We start from the raw sequence: 24021 nt of genomic DNA, 5'->3' as shown, positions 1-24021 counted from the left end.
AGTACCCGATGATCGAAGGCGTGGACGGACCTGAGGGCATGCCGAGCCTCGAGGAGCTCGACGCGCCGGACATCGATCTCAACCGTCTCGATGACCTGGAGACCTCTGTGGAGATGATCGTCGAATCGGGTCTGGTGGGCTGACCCATCACCGCCCCGGCCAAAGCTCCAGCGCGCACCGCCGCCCGTTCCCGCTCCGCAGGGAACGGGCGTGTGGCGGTGCCGCTGTGGCTGCGCGCCGCCGCGGTCATCGCCACGCTGGTGGCGCTGCTGCCGCTGTTCTACCTCGTCATCCGGCTGGCCCAGTTCCCGCTTCCGGACTTCCTGGACACCGTGTTCAGCGCGCGCAGCGCCCGGCTGGCCTACACCTCGCTGACGCTGACCTTTACGGTCACCGTGCTGTGCCTGGTCCTCGGCGTGGGCCTGGCGTTCCTGGTCACCCGCACACAGCTTCCGGGACGACTGATCCTCGGCGTCGCCGCGGCACTGCCCCTGGCGGTCCCAAGCTATGTCGCCGCGTTCGGCTGGCAGTCGATGAACGCCCTGATCAACCCGGGCACCAGCTTCGAGGGGTTCCTGGCCGCGGCGATCGTGATCACCTCGGTGACCTACCCCTACATCTACCTGCCGGTGGTCGCCGCGCTGGTCTCGGTGGATCCCGCCCAGGAAGAGGCCGCCCGGGCGCTGGGCCGCGGCCCCATCGACACCTTCTTCAGCGTCACCGTTCGGCAGGCCGCCCCTGCGATCACCGCCGGCACCCTGCTCTGCGCCATCTACGTCATCGCCGACTTCGGCGCCGTCTCGATCCTGCGCGTGGACACCTTCACCCGCGCCGTGTTCACCAGCTTCTCGATGGGCTTCGACCGGCTCGGAGGAGTCGCGCTGTCCTCGATCCTGCTGGTCTTCACGCTGTGCCTGCTCATCCTCGAAGGCCGGGTCCGCCGCACCGGCACCCGCTACTCCACCATGTCCGGTGAGGGGCGAGCCCGCCCCGCCCGCTTCCAGATAGGACGCTGGACGCTGCCGATCCTCGCGCTGGCCTGGACCCCGGTGCTCATCGCACTGATGGTCCCGCTCTCGGCACTGCTGGTCTGGAGCCTGCGCGGGGTCTCTCGCCCGGGTTCACTGGCGGAGATCGGGTCGGCGCTGCTGAACTCGCTCTGGGCCGCCGGGCTCGCGGCGCTGGCCACCACGGCGATCGCGATCCCGCTGGCCCTGTGGCTGGCGCGGCGACCCTCGAAGCTCGCTCGGCTGCTGGAACGCACCGCCTACCTGGCGCACTCGCTGCCCGGCGTCGTCATCGGACTCTCGGTGGTGATGCTCGGGATCGCGGTGCTGCCGGCGCTGTACCAGACCATGTGGATGCTGACCCTGGCCTACTGCGCGCTGATGCTGCCGCTGGCCCTGGGCCCGGTGCTCGCCTCCGCGCTCTCGGCGCCCCCGGAGCTGGAGGAGGCCGCCCAGTCCCTGGGCAGCAGCCCCGGCGTGGGCTACCTGCGCGTGACGCTGCCGCTGATGCTTCCCGGGATTCTCTCCGGGGCGCTGCTGGTGCTCCTGACCACGATCAAGGAGCTTCCGGCCACGCTGATGCTGCGACCCACAGGGTTCGACACCCTCGCCACGCGGCTCTGGACCTACACCGGCGGAGAGTCCTATGCGGCCGCCGCGCCCTTCGCCGCGCTGCTGGTGCTCGTCGCCGCAGTCCCCGCCTGGATGATGATTTCGCGACTACTCAAGGAGGTCCGATGACTGCAACGGACATTGACGCCACGGACACTGGCATCACGGACACTGACACCACGATGCTCCAGGTCTCCGGGGTCGAGGTGCGATTCGGCGATCAGCCGGTCCTCCACGACATCGATCTGCGCGTGAAGGCTGGGACGACCACGGCGATCGTCGGCCCCTCCGGCTCGGGCAAGACCTCGCTGCTGCGCGTCATCGCGGGGTTCCTGGCCCCCGAACACGGGGAGGTCCGGCTCCACGGCGCGGATGTGACAGAGGTTCCCGCCCATCGGCGCAGCATCGGACTGGTCGCCCAGGACGGAGCGCTGTTCCCGCATCTCGACGTCGCCGGCAACATCGCGTTCGGCCTGCCGCGCGGAACTCCCCGGCGCGAGCGGCGCCGCAGGGTCGCTGAGCTTCTCGAGCTGGTCAGCCTCACCGGTGATCACGCCTCCCGGCGTCCGGACCAGCTCTCGGGTGGTCAGCGCCAGCGGGTGGCGCTGGCCCGGGCGCTGGCCCGCCAGCCGGAGATGATCCTGCTCGACGAGCCGTTCTCCGCCCTGGACGCTGGGCTGCGCGAGAGCACCCGGCAGGCGATCCGGGAGATCCTGCGGATCACCGGGACCACGACGATCCTGGTCACCCACGACCAGGACGAGGCGCTGTCCTTCGCCGATCAGGTCGCGGTGCTCAAGGATGGGCGGCTGCGCCAGATCGGTGCCCCCGAAGAGGTCTACACCAGGCCCTGCGACGTGGAGACCGCCCAGTTCCTCGGCGACGCCGTGCTGCTGCCCGGCCAGCTGACCGGCCAGCTTCCAGAGCCGCTCTCCGGACAGGCTGGGGCGGTGTGGGATTCGTCGACTCCGCTGGGCAGCGTGAACGTGGAGCTGGTCTGCCCGAACCTGGCCATCGCTCATCGGACGGCGAGCGGATCAACGGGGCAGGTGATGCTGCGCCCTGAACAGATCACACTCAGCGAGGAGGGTGTGGCAGGAACCGTGCTCAGCTCCCAGTACTTCGGTCATGACACCACTGCGCTGGTCCAGCTCGAGGGCGTGGAGTCCCCGCTGCGGCTGCGCCAGCTCAACGCGGTGCCCCTGACGCCTGGCACACAGGTCCACCTCGCAGTCCAGGGTGCGGGCGTCTTCTACCCGGCCTTCACCGAGTGCCATGCCTGCTCGGCGAGGCCCGCACGTGTCAGCATCGAGAGACGGGGTGCGACGCTGATGCCCAGCTTCCTCTGACCCGCGCAGCGGGCCAGAGGAGCAGGCACATCCTGCCGAACGGGTCCCCTGACTGTTCGCCCGGCAGTGCTCACAAAGGCCGCGCCACAGCTCGGATGGGTGACCCGTCCATGCCTGGCAGTCGCAGCGGGAGCCCTACGAACTCGACGCGGGCTGGCAGCTGTGTGAGTTGCCTCAGGTTTTCGATGATCAGCCGCCCCTTGCCGAGCACGATGTCGTGCACAGGCAGGCCTTGGTCGGCCGCACGGGTGGAATCGGGATTCAGCGTGTCCACGCCGATGACCCTGGCGCCGAGCTCCAGCAGATGCTCGGCGAGGGTGGGCTCGAGGACCGGGTGATCGAGATACCGTTCGGAACTCCAGTGTCGGTCCCAACCAGTTGCCACCAATACGATGCGGGCATCTCCCAGACCGCCGGCGAGCTGATCTGCGACACTCTCAAGAGTCACGGTGGCCCCTGCGCTCAGCTCTCCGGCGCGAAGCACCATCGCTTCGCCGATGAGGTCCTCCACGTCGATAGCGTCGACGGTGTGACCGCCGGGAATGACATGGGCTGGTGCGTCCACATGGGTGCCGGAATGCGTTCCCAGATGCAACGCGTGCACTTCGAATCCGTCTACGGCGACTGTCGCGGCAGGCTGGATCGACACCTGCGGGTCGCCGGGGAACACCGGCATCCCAGAACTCAGGTCGTGAGACAGATCAGCCCACCGCGACATCTCCAGCCTCCTACTTCTCAGTCGCGAGTTCGAGCTGGTCCGCGAGGTGTCGAGATTCGACGCCCCGGGGTTCAGAGATTCTCGCGATCCTCGTCCACAGCCAGTACATCAAGCCCGAGAACAACACCGTCGGGAGGGCCGCTCCAACGGGAGAGAACCACACGGTCGTCAAGAGCGTGTACAGACCGGCGCCAGTCGCCCAGACAACGATCGCGCCGATGTTCCACCCACCGGTGAACCAGTACTTCCCACCTTTATAGTTCAGAATCTCGCGGTTGTAGCTGCGCCGACGAGCCAAGTAGTAGTCCACGATCATCACGGCGAAGACGGGGATGAACAGGGCGCCGATCGTTGCCAGGAAGTTCGTGAACTGCTCGAGCAGCCCGAGCCAGGTAGAGCCGATCACAGCCACGACGCCGAGCCCGAGCGCAGTGGGAAGGAACGGCAGCGGCCGGCGACGGGGAAACGCGTGCTGAAGCGAGAGCGTCATGCCGTACATGACCATTGTGTTCGTCGCCATGACAGACAGGAACATCACGGCGGCCAGGGGCGCTCCGAACGCAGTGATGATCACGGTCGGATCGAATGCAACAGCCTCGTTGCCCTCGAGCAGGACGTAGGAGATCGCAGTGGCGCCGAGTGCCATCGTGAGAATCGTCGACGTGGTGTAACCAATGGCTGCGCCTGCTGCTCCGGCGCGGACGCTGCGCGCCGTGCGGGTGAGGTCGGCGCTGAGCACCGTCCAGGAGATCGCGGTGGCGAACACGATGTCGAATACGAGCGCGCCGTCCATTCCCAGTGCAGGGTCAATCGCGATGGCGAGGTACTCGGCAGGGGGATGGGTCGAGAAGGCGACGGCAAAGACGTAGATGATGATGCTCACAATGACGAGCCCGAAGAGCGGTTCGATGCGCGCGATTCCGACGTGGCCAAAGATCGCCAGGAACACGACGAACGCCTGACACAGCGCGGCGAACAGGATCGGGTTGGAGTACCCGGTCCACGCGTGAACGAGGTAGTCGACCGAGATGCCGGCGAGCATGGCCTGCACCCACGACCAGCCCATCAGAATGATCAAGTTCGACAGAGAGGGAACGATCGAACCGCGCAGCCCGAAGGATCCCTTTGTAAGTGCCATGGTCGAAAGGCCGGTGCGAACACCCATGACAGCGACAAGGGTCAGGACGCCAGCGCCCAGAACGGTGCCGCATACGATCCAGAGGAGCGAGTCGCCGAATGAGATGCCTGGAACAAACAGGGTGCCGGTCAGCAGCGTCGTGACGACCAGGTTCGCCGCCAGCCAGATCAGCATGATTCGGCCGCCCCCGAGGGTGCCTCGAAGCGGCACCTGTTCTTCGTCTGGGTCTGCGGTCAAGGTTGCGCTCTGCTGGGAGTTTTTCACAGGGAAGTACCTTCCTCGGTCACCGAGGAAAGGTGTTCATGGACCGCGAGCAGCCCCTCCTGGGTATTTTCAAAGACTATGGTTTCGCGTTCGCGGTACGTCTGGGTCACGCCCTCGACGAGCGCGGTCGTCTCCAGCACGTGCCAGAAGACGCCGCCGCCGGCGAGTACTCGGACTCCTGATTCGAGCGTGCGGCACGCGATGACGCGCCAGCCGGCTTCCTGGAGCTTGCCCCACGCGGCGTGCCAGCTCGCACGGTCAGCGTGAACGGTATTGTCGGGAGCAAATATGAAGGTACATGTAGGAGAGAATCGGCTGAAGTAATCATTTTCATCATTGTTCTCAAACGCCCGCACTATCGCTTCTGCAGCCGACGAGATGTGCTGTGGAAGTAATTCAGTCATTGGATCTACCCCTTCAGTGCGGCACCCGACTCCGCTGTGGGTCGATTGATGTGACGCTCGATACAGAGGTCAGCATGCAACAAGAGTTGTACATGAGTCAACATTGTTCCGCTGCGCGATACGCTGGAGTCTCGGCTCGACGAAAAAGAGGATGAATGCGAAACGTCAATCCCGCCGCGAGCGACTCGCCACCCCCTATTGGTGCGAAGCTTCGTGCCGCTCGACAGGCTCAACACCTCACGCTCGACGTCGTGGCGAAGCAGGCAAATCTCACCAAGGGTTACATCTCGCGTGTGGAGCGTGACGACACATCGCCGAGCGTCGCGTCGCTGATGTCTATCTGCCAGGTGCTGGGGCTGTCGCTGGGTCAGCTGTTCGAGGAGCCGGACAGTGCAATCGTGCGTTTCGACGATGCGCCCTTGATCAACCTGGGGGGAACTGGAGCGGTGGAGCACATGGTCACGCCGCGCGGCCAGTCCCAGGTGCAGGTGATCCACTCGGAGATCGCCAGCGGCGCCCACGGTGGAGAGAATCTCTACACGATCAACTGCAAAGTCGAGTCTCTTCACATCATCCGCGGCGAGCTGCACATTCGCTTCGCAGCGTCGAGCGAGGTGCTCTACGCCGGGGATACCATCACGTTTCCAGGCAATGAGCCGCATAGCTGGTGGGCGCCGGTGGAGAGCGCGGCGCTCTGGGTGCTCGTGCCTGCGCCGTGGAGCGGGCTCGTCTGATCGATCACCGCTGAGACTGTCGGTTCTTCCATACAAGGTGTCTAATAGAGTACAAATATTCTCTATAACTATTCCTGGCCCGAAAGTGGCGAGAGATCGGATGTACCCATGTCAGCAACGGAATATGTGCAGTTCGATTCGGGGAACATCGGCCCCGCAGATGCGAGCAAGTCGCCCAGATTCGCGGGAATCGCGACGTTCGCACGGCTCCCCAGGGCAGAGGAGGTCGACCATGTCGATATCGCGGTGGTGGGGGTGCCCTTCGACTCTGGGGTGAGTTACCGCCCGGGCGCACGGTTCGGTCCGGCGCACGTGCGCGAAGCGTCCCGGCTTCTGCGTCCATACAATCCCGCCGCCGATATCTCCCCCTTCGCCCAGGTGCAGGTGGCCGATGCGGGTGACATCTCGGTGAATCCGTTCAGCCTCGACGAGGCTGTCCTCGATATAGAACGCGCCGCTGACGAACTCCGGGCTGGAGGCACGCGGCTCCTTGCGATCGGCGGTGACCACACACTCGCTCTTCCGATGCTTCGTTCAGTGGCAAAGACGCACGGCCCTGTCGCCGTCGTTCACTTTGACGCGCACCTCGACACCTGGGACACCTACTTCGGTGCGCCCGTCACCCACGGCACTCCGTTCCGGAGGGCATCGGAGGAGGGCCTCATCGACATGGAGGCCAGTCTGCATGTCGGCATCCGCGGTCCGTTGTACGGCAAGGAGGACCTTCGAGATGATGAGCGTCTGGGATTCGCCATCATCTCGACCCACGACATCGAGGTCGAGGGCGTCGAGATGGCCATCGAACGGATGCACCGTCGCATCGGTGACCGGCCGGTATATCTATCGATCGACATAGACGTCCTTGATCCTGCACACGCTCCGGGCACCGGCACGCCGGAGGCCGGCGGTATGACGAGTCGAGAACTGCTGCGGATGCTGCGCGCCTTCTCGAACACGTCGATCGTGGGTGCCGACGTCGTCGAGGTCTCGCCCCCCTATGACCACGCTCAGCTCACGGCTGTCGCGGGCTCGCATGTCGCCTACGAGGTGATCTCTGCCATGGCGGCGCGTCCCTGATGCGTCGAGCCTCGGTCCGACCGGCGTCCGGTCCGGACTGACACGACAGACGGATACCCCGCTTCGCGAGCTGCAAACTAGGAGATGAGCCATGACACGATCGCACGCCTACCACGTCACGAATCCTGCGACAGGGGAGACGCTGGAAGACTTTCCAGCTGCGACCCCGGAGGAGGTGGAGGTGGCCTTGGCCAAGGCCACAGAGGCCTTCGCCACGTGGAGAAGGACCTCTTTGGAGAGTCGAGCAAGGACAGCCCTGCGCGTCTCAGAGCTCTTCGCCGAACGAATCGATGAGCTGGCGAGGATGATCAGCATCGAGATGGGGAAGCCGCTGAGCGAGGGCGAAGAAGAAGTCGAGTTCGCCTCCGCCATCTTCGCCTACTACGCGGAGAAGGCGGCCGAGCTCACCGCGGATCGGGAGATCGAAAGCTACTCCGGCGGACGAGCCGTCATCGAGCACCTGCCGATCGGTCCGTTGCTGGGGATTATGCCCTGGAACTTTCCGTATTACCAGGTCGCCCGCTTCGTTGCGCCCAACCTGATTCTGGGCAACCCGATAATTCTGAAGCACGCGGAGTCATGCCCAAGATCAGCTCTCGCTATCGAGCAGCTGCTGCACGACGCTGGGGTGCCAGTTGGCGTGTATGCCAATGTCTTCGCCACTCACGAGCAGGTCGCGACGATGATCGCTGATCCACGACTGCGCGGCGTCTCGCTCACCGGATCTGAGCGCGCGGGATCCGCAGTCGCGCGGCAGGCGGGGGCGCACCTCAAGAAGGTGGTGCTGGAACTCGGCGGATCGGACCCCTACATCGTGCTGGATTCCGAGGATGTAGCCGGTGCAGCGGACACCGCGTGGGAGACGCGCGTCTACAACATGGGCCAGGTGTGCAACTCGAATAAGCGGATCATCGTCCACGAAGACATCTACGAGGCATTCGTCGATCAACTGACTGCTCGAGCTGCGGGCCTGCGGCCTGGAGATCCCTCAGACCCGACTCCCGGAACGTATTCGCCGATGTCCTCGGAGGGTGCTGTGCATCTGCTCAAGGAGCAGGTCGACGATGCTGTGTCGAAGGGTGCGCGGCTGCATGCGGGCGGAGAGATCCCCGACTCCTCGGGATTCTACTATTCTCCAGCAGTGCTGACTGGGGTCACGCCGGAGATGCGAGCCTACAGCGAAGAGCTCTTCGGCCCAGTCGCCGTGGTCTATCGGTGTGAGAGCGACGAGGAGGCGATCCGACTCGCCAACGAGAGCCAGTATGGCCTCGGCGGTGCGGTCTTCTCCGTGGATGCCGAACGCGCAGCGGCAGTCGCCGCTCAGCTCGAGGTCGGGATGGCCAGTGTCAACACGCCCGCTGCGGAGGGTCCGGAGATGCCGTTCGGGGGCGTGAAGAACTCGGGCTATGGCCGCGAGCTTGGGCCGCTCGGCATGGATGAGTTCGTCAACAGACGACTTCTCTACATCGCGGACTGAGCGCCACTGACCACGGTCCCTGATGCTCGGCGGATTCTTCAATGACCAGGTCTGTGAGCAGTGGAACTCTCTGGCTGCGCATCGTCGTCCGGTGCTGAGGCCAGGGTCGGGCCGTATCGGAGCTGACAGAACTCGCGCAGCCGCTGCGCCATGCTGAACAGCTCCGCGCTTCCGTGATGATCCCGACGCCAGGCTGCATGAAGGTGAAATTGGAGAGCGTAACCCCGTGGGTCAAGAATCCTCAAGGGGTGCAATGCGAAGTGGGCGTCGTCCGAGAGAACGGCGACGCCCCGTCCGGCCGCGGCGAGGGCCTGCGCCAGCCGCCCCTGTGAGACTTCGATCGTGCCGCGCGGTGCGAGGTCGGCGAGGCTCAGCGCGGCGTCGAGGATCTGTCGAGACTTCTGCGCTGCTGGCACGAGGATCAATGCGTGTTCACACAGGGAGGCCAGGTCGATCGCCTCTCGCTGCGCCCATGCGTGGGTCTGGGGAACGTAGGCCCAGACGGGAAGAGCGGCAAGCGACAGCGTTTCATGATCGTCTGCCGGTCTCTGCGGCGTGACGATCAGATCGTAGTCGGAGCTGTTCTGCGTGGGTTCCGGGCTGAGTGAAATCTCGGAGACGTGCGGGGTTGGATCGTGCTGGGAGAAGGTCGCGACGAAGGGGGCGACGATGTCGATCAAGGTGGTCTGCGGCGCGCCGATGGAGACATTGCGCATGCTGCCTGAGGCGAGCGTCTCGGCGATCAGCTCGGCATGGCTGTGCACGCGCAGCACCTCGCGGGTGACCGAGAGGAACTCTGTGCCCTCTGATGTGAGAATCAGTCGGTTGCCCGTGCGGCGGAACAGCTGGAGTCGGAGCTTGCTCTCGAGCTCCCGGATCTGTCGCGAGAGCGCTGGCTGCGTGATGTGCAGGGATTCCGCGGCCGCTGAGACAGTCCCTTCATCAGCGACAGCGGCGAAGTACCTGAGAAGTCGATGGTCCACAACTGACAGTGTGGCATGCTCTGTAGGCATGCCTTGTATCCGCAGCGGGCATTAGACAGTATGGTTCCGGGTGGACGAGTATCAGAGTCATAGATCATTTGATTGCGTCGCCTCAAGGAGCCCTGCATGGAACAGACCCGACACCTCGCGACTGAACTGCCCGGCCCGAAGGCCCAGGCACTCATGGAGCGTCAGCACGCCGCAGTGGCCCGTGGGGTCTCGACCTTGATGCCCACCTTTGCCGTCCGCGCCCAGGATGGAATCCTCGAGGATGTCGACGGGAACAGGCTCATCGACCTCGGAGCAGGCATCGCTGTGACCAGCGTCGGCGCCAGTGCACCCAAGGTGGTCGAAGCGGTGCAGCGGCAGGTCGCTGAGTTCACCCACACCTGCTTCATGGTGACCCCCTATGAGGGCTACGTGGCCGTGGCCGAGAAGCTCGCGGAGATCACCCCCGTCTCAGGTCCGGCACGCACCGCTCTGTTCAACTCCGGAGCCGAGGCAGTGGAGAACGCGGTCAAGATCGCCAGGGCGTACACCGGAAAACAGGCCGTGGCTGCCTTCGATCATGCGTACCACGGCCGCACCACGCTCACGATGGCGCTGACCGCGAAGTCCATGCCCTATAAGCACAGCTTCGGACCCTTCGCCCCGGAGGTGTATCGGGTATCGGGCTCGTACCCCTACCGCGACCAGCTCGATGGCCATACCGCCGCGGCCCGTGCCATCGAACAGCTGGAGACACAGATCCGCGCCGAGAACCTCGCGGCGGTCATCATGGAACCGATCCAGGGTGAGGGTGGATTCATCGTTCCAGCGCCTGGGTTCCTCAAGAAGATCGTTCAATGGTGCAATGCGAACGATGTCGTGTTCATCGCCGATGAGATCCAGACTGGTTTTGCCCGCACCGGTCGTTGGTTCGCCTCAGAATACGAGGACGTGCAGCCAGACATCATCACCACCGCCAAGGGCATCGCAGGCGGAATGCCGCTCTCGGCGGTCACCGGGCGAGCAGAGATCATGGACGCTGCTCACCCTGGCGGCCTCGGGGGGACCTACGGCGGTAACCCCGTCGCATGTGCTGCCGCCTTGGCTGCCATCGAGACCATTGAAGAGGGGCATCTGGATCAGGAGGCGCTGCGGATCGAGAAACTGGTGCGCGCCCATCTGGAGGAGGTCCAGCGCCGAGACCCCCGCATCGGGGATATCCGCGGTCGCGGTGCGATGCTGGCCTTCGAACTGGTGGACCCTGAGACGAAGGCTCCAGACGCGGGGCTGACCTCTGCTGTCGCGACCGCAGCGCGCCAAGCCGGGGTCATCGCCCTGACCTGTGGGACCTATGGCAACGTGGTTCGACTGCTCCCACCTCTGACCATCAGCGATGCGCTCCTCGAAGAAGGCCTGAGCATCATCACCGACGCGCTGGCCGCAGCCTGAAGCTGCCGGTCACACCTCCAGTCCAGCGCCGCGGATCGCCATCCCGTTCGGATGCGCCGCGGTGCCGATCAGAAAGTCTCACAGATGAACACCCCAGACCAGACCCTTGTCACGCAGGACCGCATCCAGGCATTGCTCGCCGCGACCCCCAAGGGGCTGCTGATCGACGGTGCATGGAGGGAGTCCTCCGACGGTGCCACCTTCGAGGTGGAGAACCCGGCCACCCAGGAAGTCATCGCGAAGATGTCCTCGGCCACCTCACACGATGCCCGCGCGGCCATGGACGCCGCCGCCGATGCTCAGGAATCATGGGCGCGAACTCCCTCACGTGAGCGGGCCGAGATCCTCCGCCGGGCCTTCGACCTGGTCCAGGACCGGGCCGAGGAGCTGGCGCTGCTGATGACCCTGGAGATGGGCAAACCACTCGCCCAGTCCCGGGGAGAGGTCGCCTACGGCGGGGAGTTCCTGCGCTGGTTCTCCGAGGAGGCCGTCCGAGACTATGGCCGCTATGCGGCCACCCCCGAGGGTAATCTGCGGATGCTGGTCACCCGCAAACCAGTCGGCCCCTGCCTGCTGATCACTCCGTGGAACTTCCCGCTGGCCATGGCCACCCGCAAGGTCGCGCCGGCCCTCGCGGCAGGGTGCACGATGATCCTCAAACCTGCAGCGTTGACGCCGCTGACCGCGCACTATTTTGCGCAGATCATGCTCGATGCGGGGCTCCCCGACGGAGTGCTCAACGTCGTCTCGACCAGCTCTGCGTCAGCGATCTCCGAGCCGATCATGGGTGATCGCCGGCTGCGGAAGGTATCCTTCACCGGTTCGACACCGGTGGGCAAGCACCTGATGAAGATGGCTGCCGAGAACGTGTTGCGCACCTCTATGGAGCTCGGCGGCAACGGACCGCTGATCGTGTTTGAAGATGCCGATCTGGACAAGGCCGTGGCCGGAGCGATGGCCGCGAAGATGCGCAACATGGGGGAGGCCTGCACGGCCGCGAACCGCCTGTTGGTCCATGAATCGGTGGCGGAGGATTTCACTGCTCGGCTCGCGGAGAAGATGTCTGCGCTGAGGCTGGGTTCCGGAGTCGAGGACGGCGTCGACGTCGGGCCGCTGATCGATGCCAAGGCCCGCGACTCGATGGAGGCACTCGTGGCTGATGCTGTGGCCGGTGGGGCGCAGGTGGTCACCGGAGGCAAGCGCACTGAAGGCGCCGGGTACTTCTTCGAACCGACAGTGCTGCGCAACATCGCCCCCGATGCTCGAGTGCTGCGGGAGGAGATCTTTGGTCCAGTCGCCCCGGTGATCACGTTCCGCGATGAAGCCGAAGCGGTCGCTCTGGCCAACGACACCGAATACGGCCTGGCCTCGTATGTGTTCACCGAAGACATCTCGCGTGGGCTGCGCATCGGAGACCGGATCGAGTTCGGGCTGATGGGTCTCAACGTCGGAGTGATCTCCAACGCGGCCGCCCCTTTCGGCGGGGTGAAGCAGTCTGGGCTGGGTCGCGAGGGAGGAGCCGAAGGCATTGCGGAGTACACCAGCACCCAGTACATCGGTGTGGAGAACCCCTGGAGCGCTGTCTGAAGATTACGGCGCGATGCGGCAACGCGGCATCGGGGAGCCCCCGACCTGGACCCCGGGGTGCCGCGCGGATCAGTTCCTGAGCGACGACCGTAATGGGCCCAGCAGGACCTCTCTATACAGCCGGATGATTCCGGAGTATCAATGAGGCATGTGGAAGACCGTCCTCGGCTTGGCGCGCTACCCGGTGGTCATCGCGACCCTCGCCATCGGGGTGCTCGGCGGAGCCCTGGAGCTCAGCGGCCAGGGACCTGCGGCGCGCTGGGTGATCTCCGGATTCGCCGTGGTCGTCGCGCTGCTGCAGGCCCGTCGGATGATCACGGATCTGCGCGCCGGAACCTACGGCATCGACCTGCTGGCGGTCACCGCCATCGGTTCCACCGTGGCGGTGGGAGAATACTGGGCTGCGCTTGTCGTGTGCCTGATGCTCTCCGGCGGTGAAGCCCTGGAGAACTACGCCGCCGGTCGAGCTCGGCGGGAGCTGACCGGGCTGCTGGAGAATGCCCCGCACACCGCGCACCTGTTGCGCGGGGACAGCGGCCCCACAGATGTGCCGGTGGAAGAGGTCAGCGTCGGTGACCGGCTGCTGGTGCGGCCCTTCGAGGTGGTGCCGGTGGACAGTATGCTCGAGTCCGCCTCGGCGACATTCGACGAGTCCTCGCTCACCGGAGAATCCCTGCCGGTGGAACGCGCTCAGGGCGAGGAGCTGCTCTCCGGGGCCGTGAACGGTGGCGAGGCCATCGAGATCCGCGCCACCGCCAACGCCTCCGAGTCCCAGTACCAGCGGATCATCGAGCTGGTCCGCGAGGCACAGGAGTCGAAGGCTCCCTTCGTCCGGCTCGCCGACCGGGTCGCGGTGCCCTTCACCCTGGGAGCGCTCGGACTCGCCGTGGGGGCCTGGGCGTTCTCCGGCGACCCCACGCGCGCGGCAGAGGTGCTCGTCGTCGCGACTCCCTGCCCGCTGATCATCGCGGCGCCGGTGGCATTCATGGCCGGAATGTCCCGCGCGGCCAGCAACGGCATCATCGTCAAGAGCAGCGGCACGCTGGAACAGCTGGCGCGGGTGAGGACCGCCGCCTTCGACAAGACCGGAACCCTCACCCACGGCAAGCCTGAGGTGACACACGTCCATGCCGTCGGACTCGAACCAGAACGGATGCTCGCGCTCGCCGCGGCAGTCGAGCAGTACTCCTCACATCCGCTGGCAGCCGCCGTGGTCGAAGCTGCCAGCGCGAACTCGCAGGGCGTGCCGAGCGCCGAGGACGTGATCGAGGTGCCCGCCAACGGGGTGCGCGGGAGGGTCGAGGGGCGCGCCGTCGTCGTCGGCAGCGTCCGCTTCATCGGCCGGGAGACCTCCACGACGCCGGACACTCCGCCGGTGGGTCACAGTGGTGTGCACGTGGCCGTGGACGGCACCTACGCGGGGTACATCGCCCTCGCCGATGAGCTGCGCGTCGAGACCCGGGCCACGATGGCCTCGCTTCACCGGGCCGGGGTCAGTACCACGATGATGCTCACCGGCGACGGTGAACACGTGGCCCGCCACATCGCGCAGCAGGCAGGCATCGACGACGTGCGCGCAGACCTGCTCCCCGAGGACAAGGTATCCGCAGTGCAGGCGGCGCACCCGCGCCCGGTGATGATGGTCGGCGACGGCGTCAACGATGCGCCGGTGCTGGCGGTCGCTGACGTGGGAGTGGCCATGGGCGCGCGCGGTTCCAGTGCTGCCAGTGAGTCCGCCGACATCGTGATCACCGTCGATGACCTCGGACGCAGTGCTCGGGCCGTGCACATCGGGCGCCGCACCATGCGGGTCGCCTGGCAGGCGATCTGGATCGGTGTCGGCATGTCGGTGGTCCTGATGCTCATCGCCGCGGCGGGCATGCTGCCTGCCATCGTCGGCGCCTGGCTGCAGGAGGTGGACGATCTCGCCTCCATCCTGTGGGCGCTGCGGGCCATGCGTCCGAGCCGGAGGGAGCGGGCGGAGGCTGCGCAGGTGGCGCGGGAGCTGGAGGCGGCCCGCGGCGGACAGCTCGGCCCCACCGACGCGGCGTCCCACGATGTCTCGAAAAAGATCTGAGAATCCGCGTGAGGATCCTCGGGCCTGTGCGTCCCCGCCTAGGTCCGACCGGCAGGGTCGAGATCCTTGACTGCACCGAGCGCTCCCTGAGCGCTCAGCGATCTGAAGGAGAGCGCAATGACCGAGAACACCTCCGCCATCACGCATGGCACGGACCAGGCAGAACCTGCCCCCGGGGGCCAGAACTCCGCAGCCCAGAGCCCGCTGTTGACCGCGTTCGGCGCCACCACGGTGGAAGAGACCGTGGTGCAGAAACTCTCCGCGATCGCCGCCCGCGAGGTCCCCGGCGTGTGCGCGGTGGGCAACATCGCCCGGCGCACCCTCGACGCGATCTCCGAGCGCATCCCCGGCGCGCGCACCCAGGTCAGCGGCGGCGTCTCGGTGGAGAAGGGTGACCGTCAGACCGCCATCGACCTGACCGTGATCGTCGAGTACGGCGCATCCATCGTGGAGGTCACCGAGAACGTCCGGCGCAACGTCATCCGCGCCGTCGAGCACGGCACAGGGCTGGAGGTCGTGGAGGTCAACATCAGCGTGGCCGATGTGCACCTGCCCGAAGATGACGAACAGCCCCGGGAGATCGCTCCCGGGGCCCCCAGTCATTCGTCCCGGCGGGCTGCCGAGGTCAGAGGGTCAACGGTTCAGGAGCCGTAGCGGCCGGTCAGCAGCACGCCGCCGCCGTCGACTCCCTTGGCGCCCTGGACGAAGTCCAGACCGGCACCGGCCACCCGGGCCTCCTCGGGGCGGTAGGCGCTGACCTCACCCATCACCCAGGCGGTCTGGCCCGAGGCGGTCAGGTGAGCCAGGGCGTCGTCGGCCTTCTCGGCGGAGACCACAGCGATCATGCCCACGCCCAGGTTCAGCGTGCGCTCCAGGTCGGCCTGCGGGACCGAGCCAAGCCGCGCAATCAGCGAGAACACCGCGGGCCAGGACCAGGTCGAGCGGTCCACGGTCGCCATCAGCCCGGTGGGGAGCACACGCGCCAGGTTCGCCGCGAGACCACCGCCGGTGACATGGCTGAACCCGCGCACCGGGGCCTCGGGCGAGATCTCAGCCTCGGCGGGGTCGCCGTTGAGTGCGGTGACCAGGTCCAGACAGGGCGTGGTGTAGAGCCGGGTCGGTTCCAGCAGCTCCTGGCCCAGGGTGCGGCCGAACTCCTCGACCTCGCGCTCATAGCCCCAGCCGGCGGAAGAGACCACGCGGCGGACCAGCGAGTAGCCGTTCGAGTGGATGCCGGAGGAGGCCATGCCGATGATCACGTCACCAGCACGGACCCGCTCTGGGCCCAGCACGGCGGAGGCGTCGACGACGCCGGTGGCCGCGCCCGCGACGTCGTACTCATCGGCTGCCAGCAGTCCGGGGTGCTCGGCGGTCTCGCCGCCGATCAGAGCGGTGCCGGTCTCGGCGGCGGCCTTGGCGATGCCGGAGACCACCGCAGCGATCCGGGTGGGCTCCACCTTGCCTGTGGCGATGTAGTCGGTCATGAACAGCGGCTTCGCGCCCATGACCACGATGTCGTCGACGACCATGCCGACCAGGTCGAAGCCGATGGTGTCGTGGATGTCCATCGCCTGGGCGATGGCGACCTTGGTGCCGACCCCGTCGGTGGAGGTGGCCAGCAGCGGCCGGGGAAGCCGCTTGAGCTCGCTGGCGTCGTAGAGCCCGGCGAACCCGCCGACCCCGCCGATGACCTGTGGCGTGTGCGTAGCCTCGATGTGGGCCTTCATCAGCTCCACGGCGCGGTCGCCGGCCTCCACGTCGACGCCGGCGGAGGCATAGGTGATCGGAGCGCCGGAGTGGGAATCCGCGCTGGTGTGTTCAGAAGTCACTTCTTGGCCTCCGCGAGGGGGATCTCGTCGAGTTCGAATTCGGCATCGGGTCCTGGCTCGCAGCCACCGGCCGGAGTCAGGGTGGAATCGGCGGGCTGTTCCAGCAGCATCTTCCCGCGTCGGCTCTCCGGCGGCAGCTTGATCGGGTAGACCCCGGAGAAGCAGGCGGTGCACAGCGTGGAGCGCGGCTGCTGGGTGGCGGCGATCATCCCGTCCTCGGAGATGTAGGCCAGCGAATCTGCCCCCACCGCCTGGGTGATCTCGTCCATGGTGGCCCCGTTGGCGATCAGCTCGGCGCGGGAGGCGAAGTCGATGCCGTAGAAGCAGGGCCACTTCACCGGCGGGGAGGAGATCTTCACGTGGATCTCGGCGGCGCCGGCCTCCTTGAGCATCCGCACGATGGCGCGCTGGGTGTTGCCGCGCACGATCGAGTCATCGACGACCACCACGCGCTTGCCGCGGACCACGTGGTCCTGGACGTTGAGCTTGAGCCGGATGCCGAGCTGGCGCAGCGTCTGCGAGGGCTCGATGAAGGTCCGGCCCACATAGGCGTTCTTGATGAAGCCCAGCGCGAAGGGAAGCCCGGAGGCCTCGGCGTAGCCCACCGCCGCCGGGGTCCCGGATTCTGGGACCGGGATCACGATATCGGCGTCGTGGGTGTCCTCGCGGGCCAGCTGACGGCCCATCTCGACCCGCGACTCATAGACCGAGCGGCCGTTGATGTTCGCATCCGGGCGGGCCAGGTAGACATATTCGAAGACGCAGCGCGAAGGGGTCGCGGCGGCGAAGCGGTGGGAGCGCACGCCGTCGGAATCGATGGCGATCAGCTCCCCGGGCTCGATCTCGCGGATCACCGAGGCCCCCACGGTGGCCAGCGCCGACTGCTCGGAGGCGACCACCCAGCCGCGGGCCAGACGGCCCAGCACCAGCGGGCGCACGCCATGCGGGTCCCGGGCGGCATAGAGCGTGTTCTCATTCATGAACACCAGGCAGAACGCGCCCTCCAGGGTGGGCAGCAGGGCCATCGCCTGATCTTCGAGACTCTCCCCGGGCTGTTCCTTCAACAGCGCGGTGACCAGCGCGGTGTCGGTGGTGTTGCCCTGGTTGAGCTCGCCGAAGTCGGCTCGTCCGTGGCGTTCGATGATGCGGTCGCGCAGGTCCGCGGAGTTCGTGAGGTTGCCGTTGTGCCCCAGCGCGACGGTCCCGTGCGGGGTGTCCCCGAGGGTCGGCTGGGCGTTGGACCACTGGCTGGCTCCGGTGGTGGAGTATCGGCAGTGTCCGACGGCGATGTGCCCGGTCAGCGAGTTGAGCGTGGACTCGTCGAAGACCTGGGAGACCAGGCCGAGGTCCTTATAGACCCGGATGCTCTTGCCGTCGGAGGCAGCGATCCCGGCGGACTCCTGGCCGCGGTGCTGCAGCGCGTAGAGCCCGTAATAGGCCAGTTTGGAGACTTCCTCCCCGGGGGCCCAGACGCCGAAGACTCCGCATTCGTCCTGCGGCAGCGGGTCCTCGTCGAGGAGATTGAAGTTCAGCTGACCATCATTGTGGGCCATTCGCAGAAGTCCTCTCTGCAGAGTCGATCTTCTGCAGGTCATAAGTGCGGGTGCGCTTCCGTGAGCGCCAGTCGATGAAGAGCCAGGTCACGGCGCCCAGGGCCAACCCTGGCATCGCGAAGGCGACGGTGAGATATCCCAGCGAACCGCGGAGCGAATAGTCGTCCGCGGGGCCGGTGACCAGCACCACGACGACGGCGGCCACAACTGCCGCCAACACTCCTGCGATGAGGAAGGGGCTCAGCCTGGGGGTAGGACGAACGGTCACCTGCCGACGCTCCGACTCGCCCGTCTGCTCGCGTGAAGACATACCACCATGCTACCGGCCCAGCCTGGGTGCCGGGCACGTGGGAGCTGGTGCCCCGCGGTTCACCGGCGAAGTGGCAGCAGCGCCGAGAGGTCGGCGCGGGTGCCCGATGCGGAGATCCGCCCGGCGGCGCGTGCCGTCTCCCATCCGGTGACCCCGGTGGCGAGCTCCAACCAGTCCTGCGGGGCGAGCTCGACCACGTTCGGGGGAGTGCCCCGGGAATGGGAGGGGCCTTCGACGCACTGGGTCACCCCGAAGGGCGGGACCCGGACCTCCACGGAGTTCCCCGGAGCCACCTCGGCGAGCTCCTCGAGGCAATACCGCACAGCGGTGGCCACGGTCCGGCGGTCGGAGTCTCCTGACTCCCACGCGCGGACCGCGGCCATGCCGTCGACGGCGGTGATGCGACGTCGTGCCATGCTCAGCCGCTCATCTTCCGGCGATCTTGACCAGGCGCTTGTTGACGAACTCCGCCATGCCGTAGGGGCCGAGCTCGCGGCCCACGCCGGAGCGCTTCACGCCGCCGAAGGGCAGCTCGGCGGAGGTGCCGGCGGGCTCGTTGACGAAGACCATGCCGGTGTGGATCTGCTCGCCGATCCGCTGAGCGTGCTCGACGTCGGTGGCGAACACCGAGGCGGAGAGACCGTACTGGGTGTCGTTGGCCAGCTTCACGGCCTCTTCCTCATCGGCGACCTTGTAGACCATCGCCACCGGCCCGAAGAGCTCTTCGCCGTAGGCGCGCATCTCACGGGTGATACCGGTCAGCAGGGTGGGCTGGTACCAGGCGCCCCGGCGCTGGTCGAAGTCGCCGCCCAGGTGCAGGGTGGCGCCCTTCTCCACGGCGTCCTGGACCTGCTCGTGCAGATCCTCGGCGGCCTGGGCCGAGGACATCGGGCCGATGAAGGCCTCCTCGGAGAGCGGGTCGAGCAGCTTGATCTCGGACAGCGCCTGCTGGAACTGCTCGAGGAAATCGTCGTAGAACTCTGCCGGGACGATGACGCGCTTGGCGGCGTTGCAGGCCTGTCCGGCGTTGGCCATCCGGCCCTGCACGGCGCCCTTGACCGCTGCGGGCAGGATCTCGCGATCCAGGACCAGCAGCGGATCATTGCCGCCCAGCTCAAGGACGACCTTCTTGAGGTTCTCACCGGCGACGGCTGCGACCTTGGTGCCGGCCCGCTCGGAGCCGGTCAGCGAGATGCCCGCCACGCGGGGGTCCGGGATCACGATGTCTGCGATCTGCGCGCTGGAGGCATACACGTTGGTGTAGGCGTGCTGCGGGAAGCCGGCATCGCGGAAGATCTGTTCCATCGCCGCCGCGGATTCGGGGCACTGCGAGGCGTGCTTGAGCATGATCGTGTTGCCGATCATCAGGTTCGGCACCGCGAAGCGGGCCACCTGGTAGTACGGGAAGTTCCAGGGCATGATGCCCAGCAGCACGCCGACGGGCCGGCTCTGCATGACGGCGCTTCCGTCTGGGGAGTCGGTGATCGGCTCATCGGCGAGGAACTCGGCACCGTGATCGGCGTAGTAATGGAAGATCGAGATCACGATGTCCAGCTCGGAGCGGGCCTGGGTCATCGGCTTGCCCATCTCGCGGGTGATGATCGTGGCCAGCTCGTCCTTGCGCTCTTCATAGATCGCCGCCGCGCGGCGCAGCAGGTCGGCGCGCTCGGAGAGCTCGGTCTTCGACCAGCTGGTGAAGGTCTCGGCGGCGTGATCGAGTGTCGCGCTCAGCTGATCGTCGGTGAGGGTGGCGAACTCCGCCTCGACCTCACCGGTGGCAGGGTTGGTGACTTTGTAGTCGGCCATGGAAATCTGTGCCTCGCTTGTCAGTGGTCGATCGGTGACCTGCCCGCCGAAGCGGCGGACTCCTCGACGCTATGACCCTGCGCGGTGCGGCACAAGCTGATCAGGCGCTGGGCCGGGTAGTTCACCAATACGCGAAACCGGGACGATGCGTGGAATAAAAACCCGGTTGGTGCTGGCACCCGTGCGCTTCAGTCGACGGGAGGCCTCAGAGGCGTTCGAGCAGCGCGGGGGCCAGGCGGATGCTGCCCACCTGCTCCGCGGCGAGTCCTCCGGTGATCGGCTTGACGATCTTGCGCAGCACCGGGCCCAGAGCGTCGAGCTCGATCACCCCGCGGGCGGCCAGCAGGCTCAGCGCGACAAGGTTCGTGGCGCGGGAGGATCCGTCGAGGACCTTGACCGCGGCGGCGGTGCCGTCCGGGGCCGCGACCACCAGGACGCCCTCGGCGCCGAGCTTCGCGGTCAGGCCCAGCTCTTCGAGCACCACGGTGTTGGCCTCGCCGCGGCCGTGCACCGCCCAGGGGTAGTCGAGCATCGCCTGGTTCACGGTGAACGCGTGGACCTCGGCGTCGCGGCGCGAGGTGGAGGCGGCCAGCTTGGAGAATCCGCGGGCCAGTCCGGTGAGTGAGAGCGCCGGGGCGGGGGCTCCGCAGCCGTCGATCCCGACCACGGTCGGCTCCTCGCCGCAGTATTCGGTGATCACGTCCATGATCACCCGCTGCAGCGGGTGGGAACGCTCGAGGTAGGTGTTGAGCCGCCAGCCGTTGGTCCGGGTGGCGGCGAGGAACGCGACATGCTTGCCGGAGCAGTTGAAGGCCAGCGGCGTCTCGGTCTTGCCGGCCTCCAGATGCACGCGCAGGTCATGGTTGCGGGAGGGCCAGGCCGACGGGCATTTCAGCGCCGACTCGTCCAGGCCCTCGGCGGCGAGGATGCTCGCGGCGAGCTCCTGGTGCTTGCGCGAGCCCACATGGGAGCCGCAGGCCAGGGCGACCGCCTCCGGTGAGATCAGCGCGCCGGAGCGCAGCGAGGCGATGGCCTGGAAGGGCTTCAGCGTGGAGCGCGGGAACATCAGCCGCTCGGGAGCGCCGATGGACTCCAGCACCGCACCGTCAGGTCCCACCACCACGGCGGAGCCGATGTGCCGGGACTCGACGACGCCGGCGCGGGTCACCACTGCCAGTTCGGCCGATTCCGCCACCGAGGCCGCGTGCAGGTCCTGCTGTTCGGCGGATCCGGGGAGGGGCGGCACCGAGGGTGCTTCGGCAGAGAGGCGCGCATCAGTCATGGGCTCAGTCTACGGAGTGAGGGCCGCGCGCGGCCGAGGCGGACCCGCGGGAGTCCGCCGTTCGATAGGCTGAGCGGCGTGAAGGTACTTGTAGTCGGCCCCGGAGGCCGCGAGCACGCCATCGTCCGAGCACTGCTGCGCGATGAAGCAGTCACCACCGTGGAGGCCGCGCCGGGCAACGCCGGCATCGCAGCGCAGGTCCGCTGCCACAGCGTCGACGCCCAGGACGGGGCCCCGGTGGCAGCGCTCGCCGTCGCCGGCGGCTTCGACCTGGTGGTCATCGGTCCCGAGGCGCCGCTGGCCGCAGGAGTGGCCGACGCCGTCCGCGAGGCCGGGATCCCGGCCTTCGGGCCCTCCGCTTCCGCCGCGCGGCTGGAAGCCTCCAAGGCCTTCGCCAAGGAGATCATGGCCGCCGCCGAGGTGCCCACCGCCGGAGCGGTGCACGTCAGCGACCTCGCCGCGGCGCAAGACGCCGTCGACCGGTTCGGCGCGCCCTATGTCGTCAAGGACGACGGGCTCGCCGCCGGCAAGGGTGTGGTGGTCACCGACGACCGCGCCGAGGCGCTGGCCCACGCCCAGGCCTGTTTCGCCGCCGGCGGCTCGGTGGTCATCGAGGAGTTCCTCGACGGACCCGAGGTCTCGCTCTTCGTCCTCTCCGACGGGGTGAACCTGGTGCCGCTGTCCCCGGCGCAGGACTTCAAACGCATCTTCAACGACGACGCCGGCCCCAACACCGGCGGCATGGGCGCCTACACCCCGCTGGACTGGTTGACCGGGTACACCGAGACCGACGCCGCCGGCGCCCAGCGCGACTTCGTGCAGATCGTGGTGGACACCGTCGCCGCCCCGACCCTGGCCGAGATGTCCCGCCGCGGCACCCCCTTCGTCGGGGTGCTCTACTGCGGGCTGGCCGTCACCTCCCGCGGGGTCCGGGTCATCGAGTTCAACGCCCGCTTCGGCGACCCCGAGACCCAGGCGGTGCTCGAACGCCTGGCCACACCGCTGGGTCAGCTGCTGCTGGACTGCGCCACCGGCTCGCTCGGCCGCGCCCGCACCCTTGACTGGGCGCAGGGCTACGCCGCCGACGTTGTGATGGCCGCGGAGAACTACCCGGAGACCCCGCGCAGGGGTGACGTGATCACCGGCACCGCGCAGGCCGAGAACCTCGACGGCGTGGCAGTGCTGCACGCCGGCACCGCCGCAGACGACCAGGGCCGGCTGACCACCAACGGCGGGCGGGTGCTCGCCGTCGTCGGCACCGGTGACTCGCTGGCTGAGGCCGTGCAGCGCGCCTACGCCGGGGTGCAGGAGATCTCCTGGGAGGGCGAGCAGCACCGCACCGACATCGCCGCGAAGGCGCTCGCCGGAGAGATCCAGCTCCGCAGTGACGTCCAGCTCCGCAGTGACGTCCAGCTGGACGCGGGACCGAGCGAGTCGGCCGCGCGCCTCCCGGTGCACCCCGCCGGCGAAACAGCCGACCAGTCAGCCGAAGACCTGCCCGGCTGGGTGCACGTGTCCTCCGGGAAGGTCCGCGAGCTCTACCGGCCCGCCCCCGGATCCCCCTGGGACGGTCAGGACGTGATCCTGATGGTCGCCAGCGACCGGATCAGCGCCTACGACCACGTGCTCTCCAGCCCCATCCCCGACAAGGGCATCATCCTCACCCAGCTCAGCCTGTGGTGGTTCGATCAGCTCGAGGCCGCCGGGATCTCGCATCACGTGGTCTCGGTCGAGGTGCCCGAAGCTGTCGCCGGGCGCGCGATGATCTGCCGGAACCTGCAGATGATCCAGGCCGAATGCATCGCCCGCGGCTACCTCACCGGGTCCGGGCTCGCCGATTACCGGGAGACCGGCGGCGTGACCGGGCTGGTGCTGCCGGAGGGCCTCACCGACGGCTCCGCGCTGCCCGAGCCGATCTTCACCCCGTCCTCGAAGGCCGCCCAGGGTGATCACGACGAGAACATCAGCTTCGAGACGCTCACCGAGACCGTGGGCGTGCAGGTGGCGACGCAGCTGCGCGACGCGACGCTGCGGATCTACGTCTTGGCCGAGGAGATCTGCCGCGAGGCCGGGGTGATCCTGGCGGACACCAAGCTCGAGTTCGGCTTCGACCCCGGCGGCGCGCTCACCGTGGCCGATGAGGTCCTGACCCCTGACTCATCACGCTTCTGGCCCGCCGAGAGCTGGGAGCCCGGGGCGGCACAGCCCTCCTTCGACAAGCAGTTCGTCCGCGACTGGCTGACCTCGGCCGCGTCCGGATGGGACCGCAGCGCCGGGCAGGCACCGCCGGCGCTTCCGCAGGAGGTCATCGGCGCCACACGACAGCGCTACCTGGACGCCTACCAGCGCCTCACCGGGACCGAACTGGTCTTCTGAC

20 protein-coding genes and 1 pseudogene are annotated in these 24021 nt (G+C 67.2%); 10 read left to right on the top strand and 11 right to left on the bottom strand.

Annotation, left to right across the window (positions count from 1 at the left end; all coding sequences use genetic code 11):
* The first annotated feature begins 212 nt into the window (after positions 1-212).
* Positions 213-1748 carry an ABC transporter permease gene (locus LTH93_RS12870; protein WP_241471187.1) on the top strand — a complete coding sequence of 512 codons (1536 nt, stop codon included), beginning with the start codon at positions 213-215 and terminating at the stop codon, positions 1746-1748.
* A complete protein-coding gene (locus LTH93_RS12865) occupies positions 1745-2968 on the top strand; it encodes an ABC transporter ATP-binding protein (RefSeq protein WP_241471186.1) in 1224 nt (407 codons plus the stop codon). The genes LTH93_RS12870 and LTH93_RS12865 overlap by 4 nt, the downstream gene beginning before the upstream one ends.
* A gap of 70 nt (positions 2969-3038) precedes the next feature.
* Here LTH93_RS12865 and LTH93_RS12860 read toward each other — a convergent pair whose 3' ends face one another.
* Genes LTH93_RS12860 through LTH93_RS12850 form a run of 3 tightly spaced genes read right to left on the bottom strand, consistent with a single transcriptional unit; the run spans position 3039 to position 5492 of the window.
* Positions 3039-3686: a cyclase family protein gene (locus LTH93_RS12860; protein ID WP_241471185.1), complete on the bottom strand. Its 648-nt coding sequence runs from the start codon at positions 3684-3686 to the stop codon at positions 3039-3041.
* Between the two features lie 10 nt (positions 3687-3696).
* Complete coding sequence (locus tag LTH93_RS12855; protein ID WP_342357763.1) at positions 3697-5088, bottom strand: purine-cytosine permease family protein; 1392 nt, start codon at positions 5086-5088, stop codon at positions 3697-3699.
* Positions 5085-5492 carry a nuclear transport factor 2 family protein gene (locus tag LTH93_RS12850; RefSeq protein WP_241465926.1) on the bottom strand — a complete coding sequence of 136 codons (408 nt, stop codon included), beginning with the start codon at positions 5490-5492 and terminating at the stop codon, positions 5085-5087. Before LTH93_RS12850 ends, LTH93_RS12855 begins: the two co-directional genes overlap by 4 nt.
* A 155-nt stretch (positions 5493-5647) precedes the next feature.
* Here LTH93_RS12850 and LTH93_RS12845 point away from each other — a divergent pair, with 155 nt between their 5' ends.
* The 3 genes from LTH93_RS12845 to LTH93_RS12835 all read left to right on the top strand — a co-directional run bounded on the left by LTH93_RS12845 (position 5648) and on the right by LTH93_RS12835 (position 8780).
* A complete protein-coding gene (locus LTH93_RS12845; RefSeq protein WP_241465928.1) occupies positions 5648-6226 on the top strand; it encodes a helix-turn-helix domain-containing protein in 579 nt (192 codons plus the stop codon).
* A 108-nt stretch (positions 6227-6334) separates the two neighbouring features.
* A complete protein-coding gene (speB, locus tag LTH93_RS12840; protein WP_241465929.1) occupies positions 6335-7303 on the top strand; it encodes an agmatinase in 969 nt (322 codons plus the stop codon).
* A gap of 91 nt (positions 7304-7394) precedes the next feature.
* Positions 7395-8780, top strand: coding sequence for an NAD-dependent succinate-semialdehyde dehydrogenase (locus tag LTH93_RS12835; protein WP_241471184.1), 1386 nt, complete (start codon positions 7395-7397; stop codon positions 8778-8780).
* Between the two features lie 38 nt (positions 8781-8818).
* Here LTH93_RS12835 and LTH93_RS12830 read toward each other — a convergent pair whose 3' ends face one another.
* Positions 8819-9544, bottom strand: a complete 726-nt coding sequence (locus LTH93_RS12830) for a substrate-binding domain-containing protein (protein ID WP_241471189.1) — start codon at positions 9542-9544, stop codon at positions 8819-8821.
* A gap of 48 nt (positions 9545-9592) precedes the next feature.
* Positions 9593-9793 (bottom strand): annotated as a pseudogene (locus LTH93_RS13540) (LysR family transcriptional regulator); the annotation flags it as partial.
* A 96-nt stretch (positions 9794-9889) separates the two neighbouring features.
* Between LTH93_RS13540 and gabT the strand changes: the two are divergent.
* The 4 genes from gabT (at position 9890) to LTH93_RS12805 (ending at position 15518) form a co-directional block, all read left to right on the top strand.
* The gene (gabT, locus tag LTH93_RS12820; protein ID WP_241471183.1) at positions 9890-11200 is read left to right on the top strand and encodes a 4-aminobutyrate--2-oxoglutarate transaminase; all 1311 of its coding nucleotides are present in this window, start codon (positions 9890-9892) and stop codon (positions 11198-11200) included.
* Between the two features lie 84 nt (positions 11201-11284).
* Positions 11285-12787 carry an NAD-dependent succinate-semialdehyde dehydrogenase gene (locus LTH93_RS12815; RefSeq protein ID WP_241471182.1) on the top strand — a complete coding sequence of 501 codons (1503 nt, stop codon included), beginning with the start codon at positions 11285-11287 and terminating at the stop codon, positions 12785-12787.
* A 148-nt stretch (positions 12788-12935) separates the two neighbouring features.
* The gene (locus LTH93_RS12810) at positions 12936-14864 is read left to right on the top strand and encodes a heavy metal translocating P-type ATPase (RefSeq protein WP_241471181.1); all 1929 of its coding nucleotides are present in this window, start codon (positions 12936-12938) and stop codon (positions 14862-14864) included.
* 117 nt (positions 14865-14981) lie between these two features.
* Positions 14982-15518, top strand: coding sequence for an Asp23/Gls24 family envelope stress response protein (locus LTH93_RS12805; RefSeq protein WP_241471180.1), 537 nt, complete (start codon positions 14982-14984; stop codon positions 15516-15518).
* Here the strand turns inward: LTH93_RS12805 and purM are convergent.
* The 6 genes from purM to LTH93_RS12775 all read right to left on the bottom strand — a co-directional run bounded on the left by purM (position 15506) and on the right by LTH93_RS12775 (position 21644).
* Positions 15506-16693, bottom strand: coding sequence for a phosphoribosylformylglycinamidine cyclo-ligase (purM, locus tag LTH93_RS12800; RefSeq protein ID WP_241465940.1), 1188 nt, complete (start codon positions 16691-16693; stop codon positions 15506-15508). The genes LTH93_RS12805 and purM overlap by 13 nt on opposite strands.
* Positions 16690-18246: an amidophosphoribosyltransferase gene (purF, locus tag LTH93_RS12795; RefSeq protein ID WP_241471179.1), complete on the bottom strand. Its 1557-nt coding sequence runs from the start codon at positions 18244-18246 to the stop codon at positions 16690-16692. The genes purM and purF overlap by 4 nt, the downstream gene beginning before the upstream one ends.
* Positions 18233-18556 (bottom strand): hypothetical protein, encoded by a 324-nt coding sequence (locus LTH93_RS12790; protein ID WP_241465944.1) that lies wholly within the window; start codon positions 18554-18556, stop codon positions 18233-18235. Before LTH93_RS12790 ends, purF begins: the two co-directional genes overlap by 14 nt.
* Before the next feature lie 59 nt (positions 18557-18615).
* Positions 18616-18972: a sterol carrier family protein gene (locus LTH93_RS12785; RefSeq protein WP_241471178.1), complete on the bottom strand. Its 357-nt coding sequence runs from the start codon at positions 18970-18972 to the stop codon at positions 18616-18618.
* Between the two features lie 10 nt (positions 18973-18982).
* Positions 18983-20362 (bottom strand): NAD-dependent succinate-semialdehyde dehydrogenase, encoded by a 1380-nt coding sequence (locus LTH93_RS12780; RefSeq protein WP_241471177.1) that lies wholly within the window; start codon positions 20360-20362, stop codon positions 18983-18985.
* Between the two features lie 205 nt (positions 20363-20567).
* Complete coding sequence (locus LTH93_RS12775; protein ID WP_241465950.1) at positions 20568-21644, bottom strand: asparaginase; 1077 nt, start codon at positions 21642-21644, stop codon at positions 20568-20570.
* Positions 21645-21722: 78 nt separating this feature from the next.
* On the opposite strand from LTH93_RS12775, the gene purD reads away from it, so the two are divergent.
* Complete coding sequence (purD, locus tag LTH93_RS13535; protein ID WP_241471176.1) at positions 21723-24020, top strand: phosphoribosylamine--glycine ligase; 2298 nt, start codon at positions 21723-21725, stop codon at positions 24018-24020.
* The last annotated feature ends 1 nt before the right edge of the window (position 24021 follow it).

This window comes from Nesterenkonia sp. DZ6, assembly GCF_022565835.1.
In the GTDB taxonomy this organism is placed as follows: domain Bacteria; phylum Actinomycetota; class Actinomycetes; order Actinomycetales; family Micrococcaceae; genus Nesterenkonia.
Note: the sequence above shows the minus strand (reverse complement) of the source record. Positions and strands in the feature narration are given on the sequence as shown.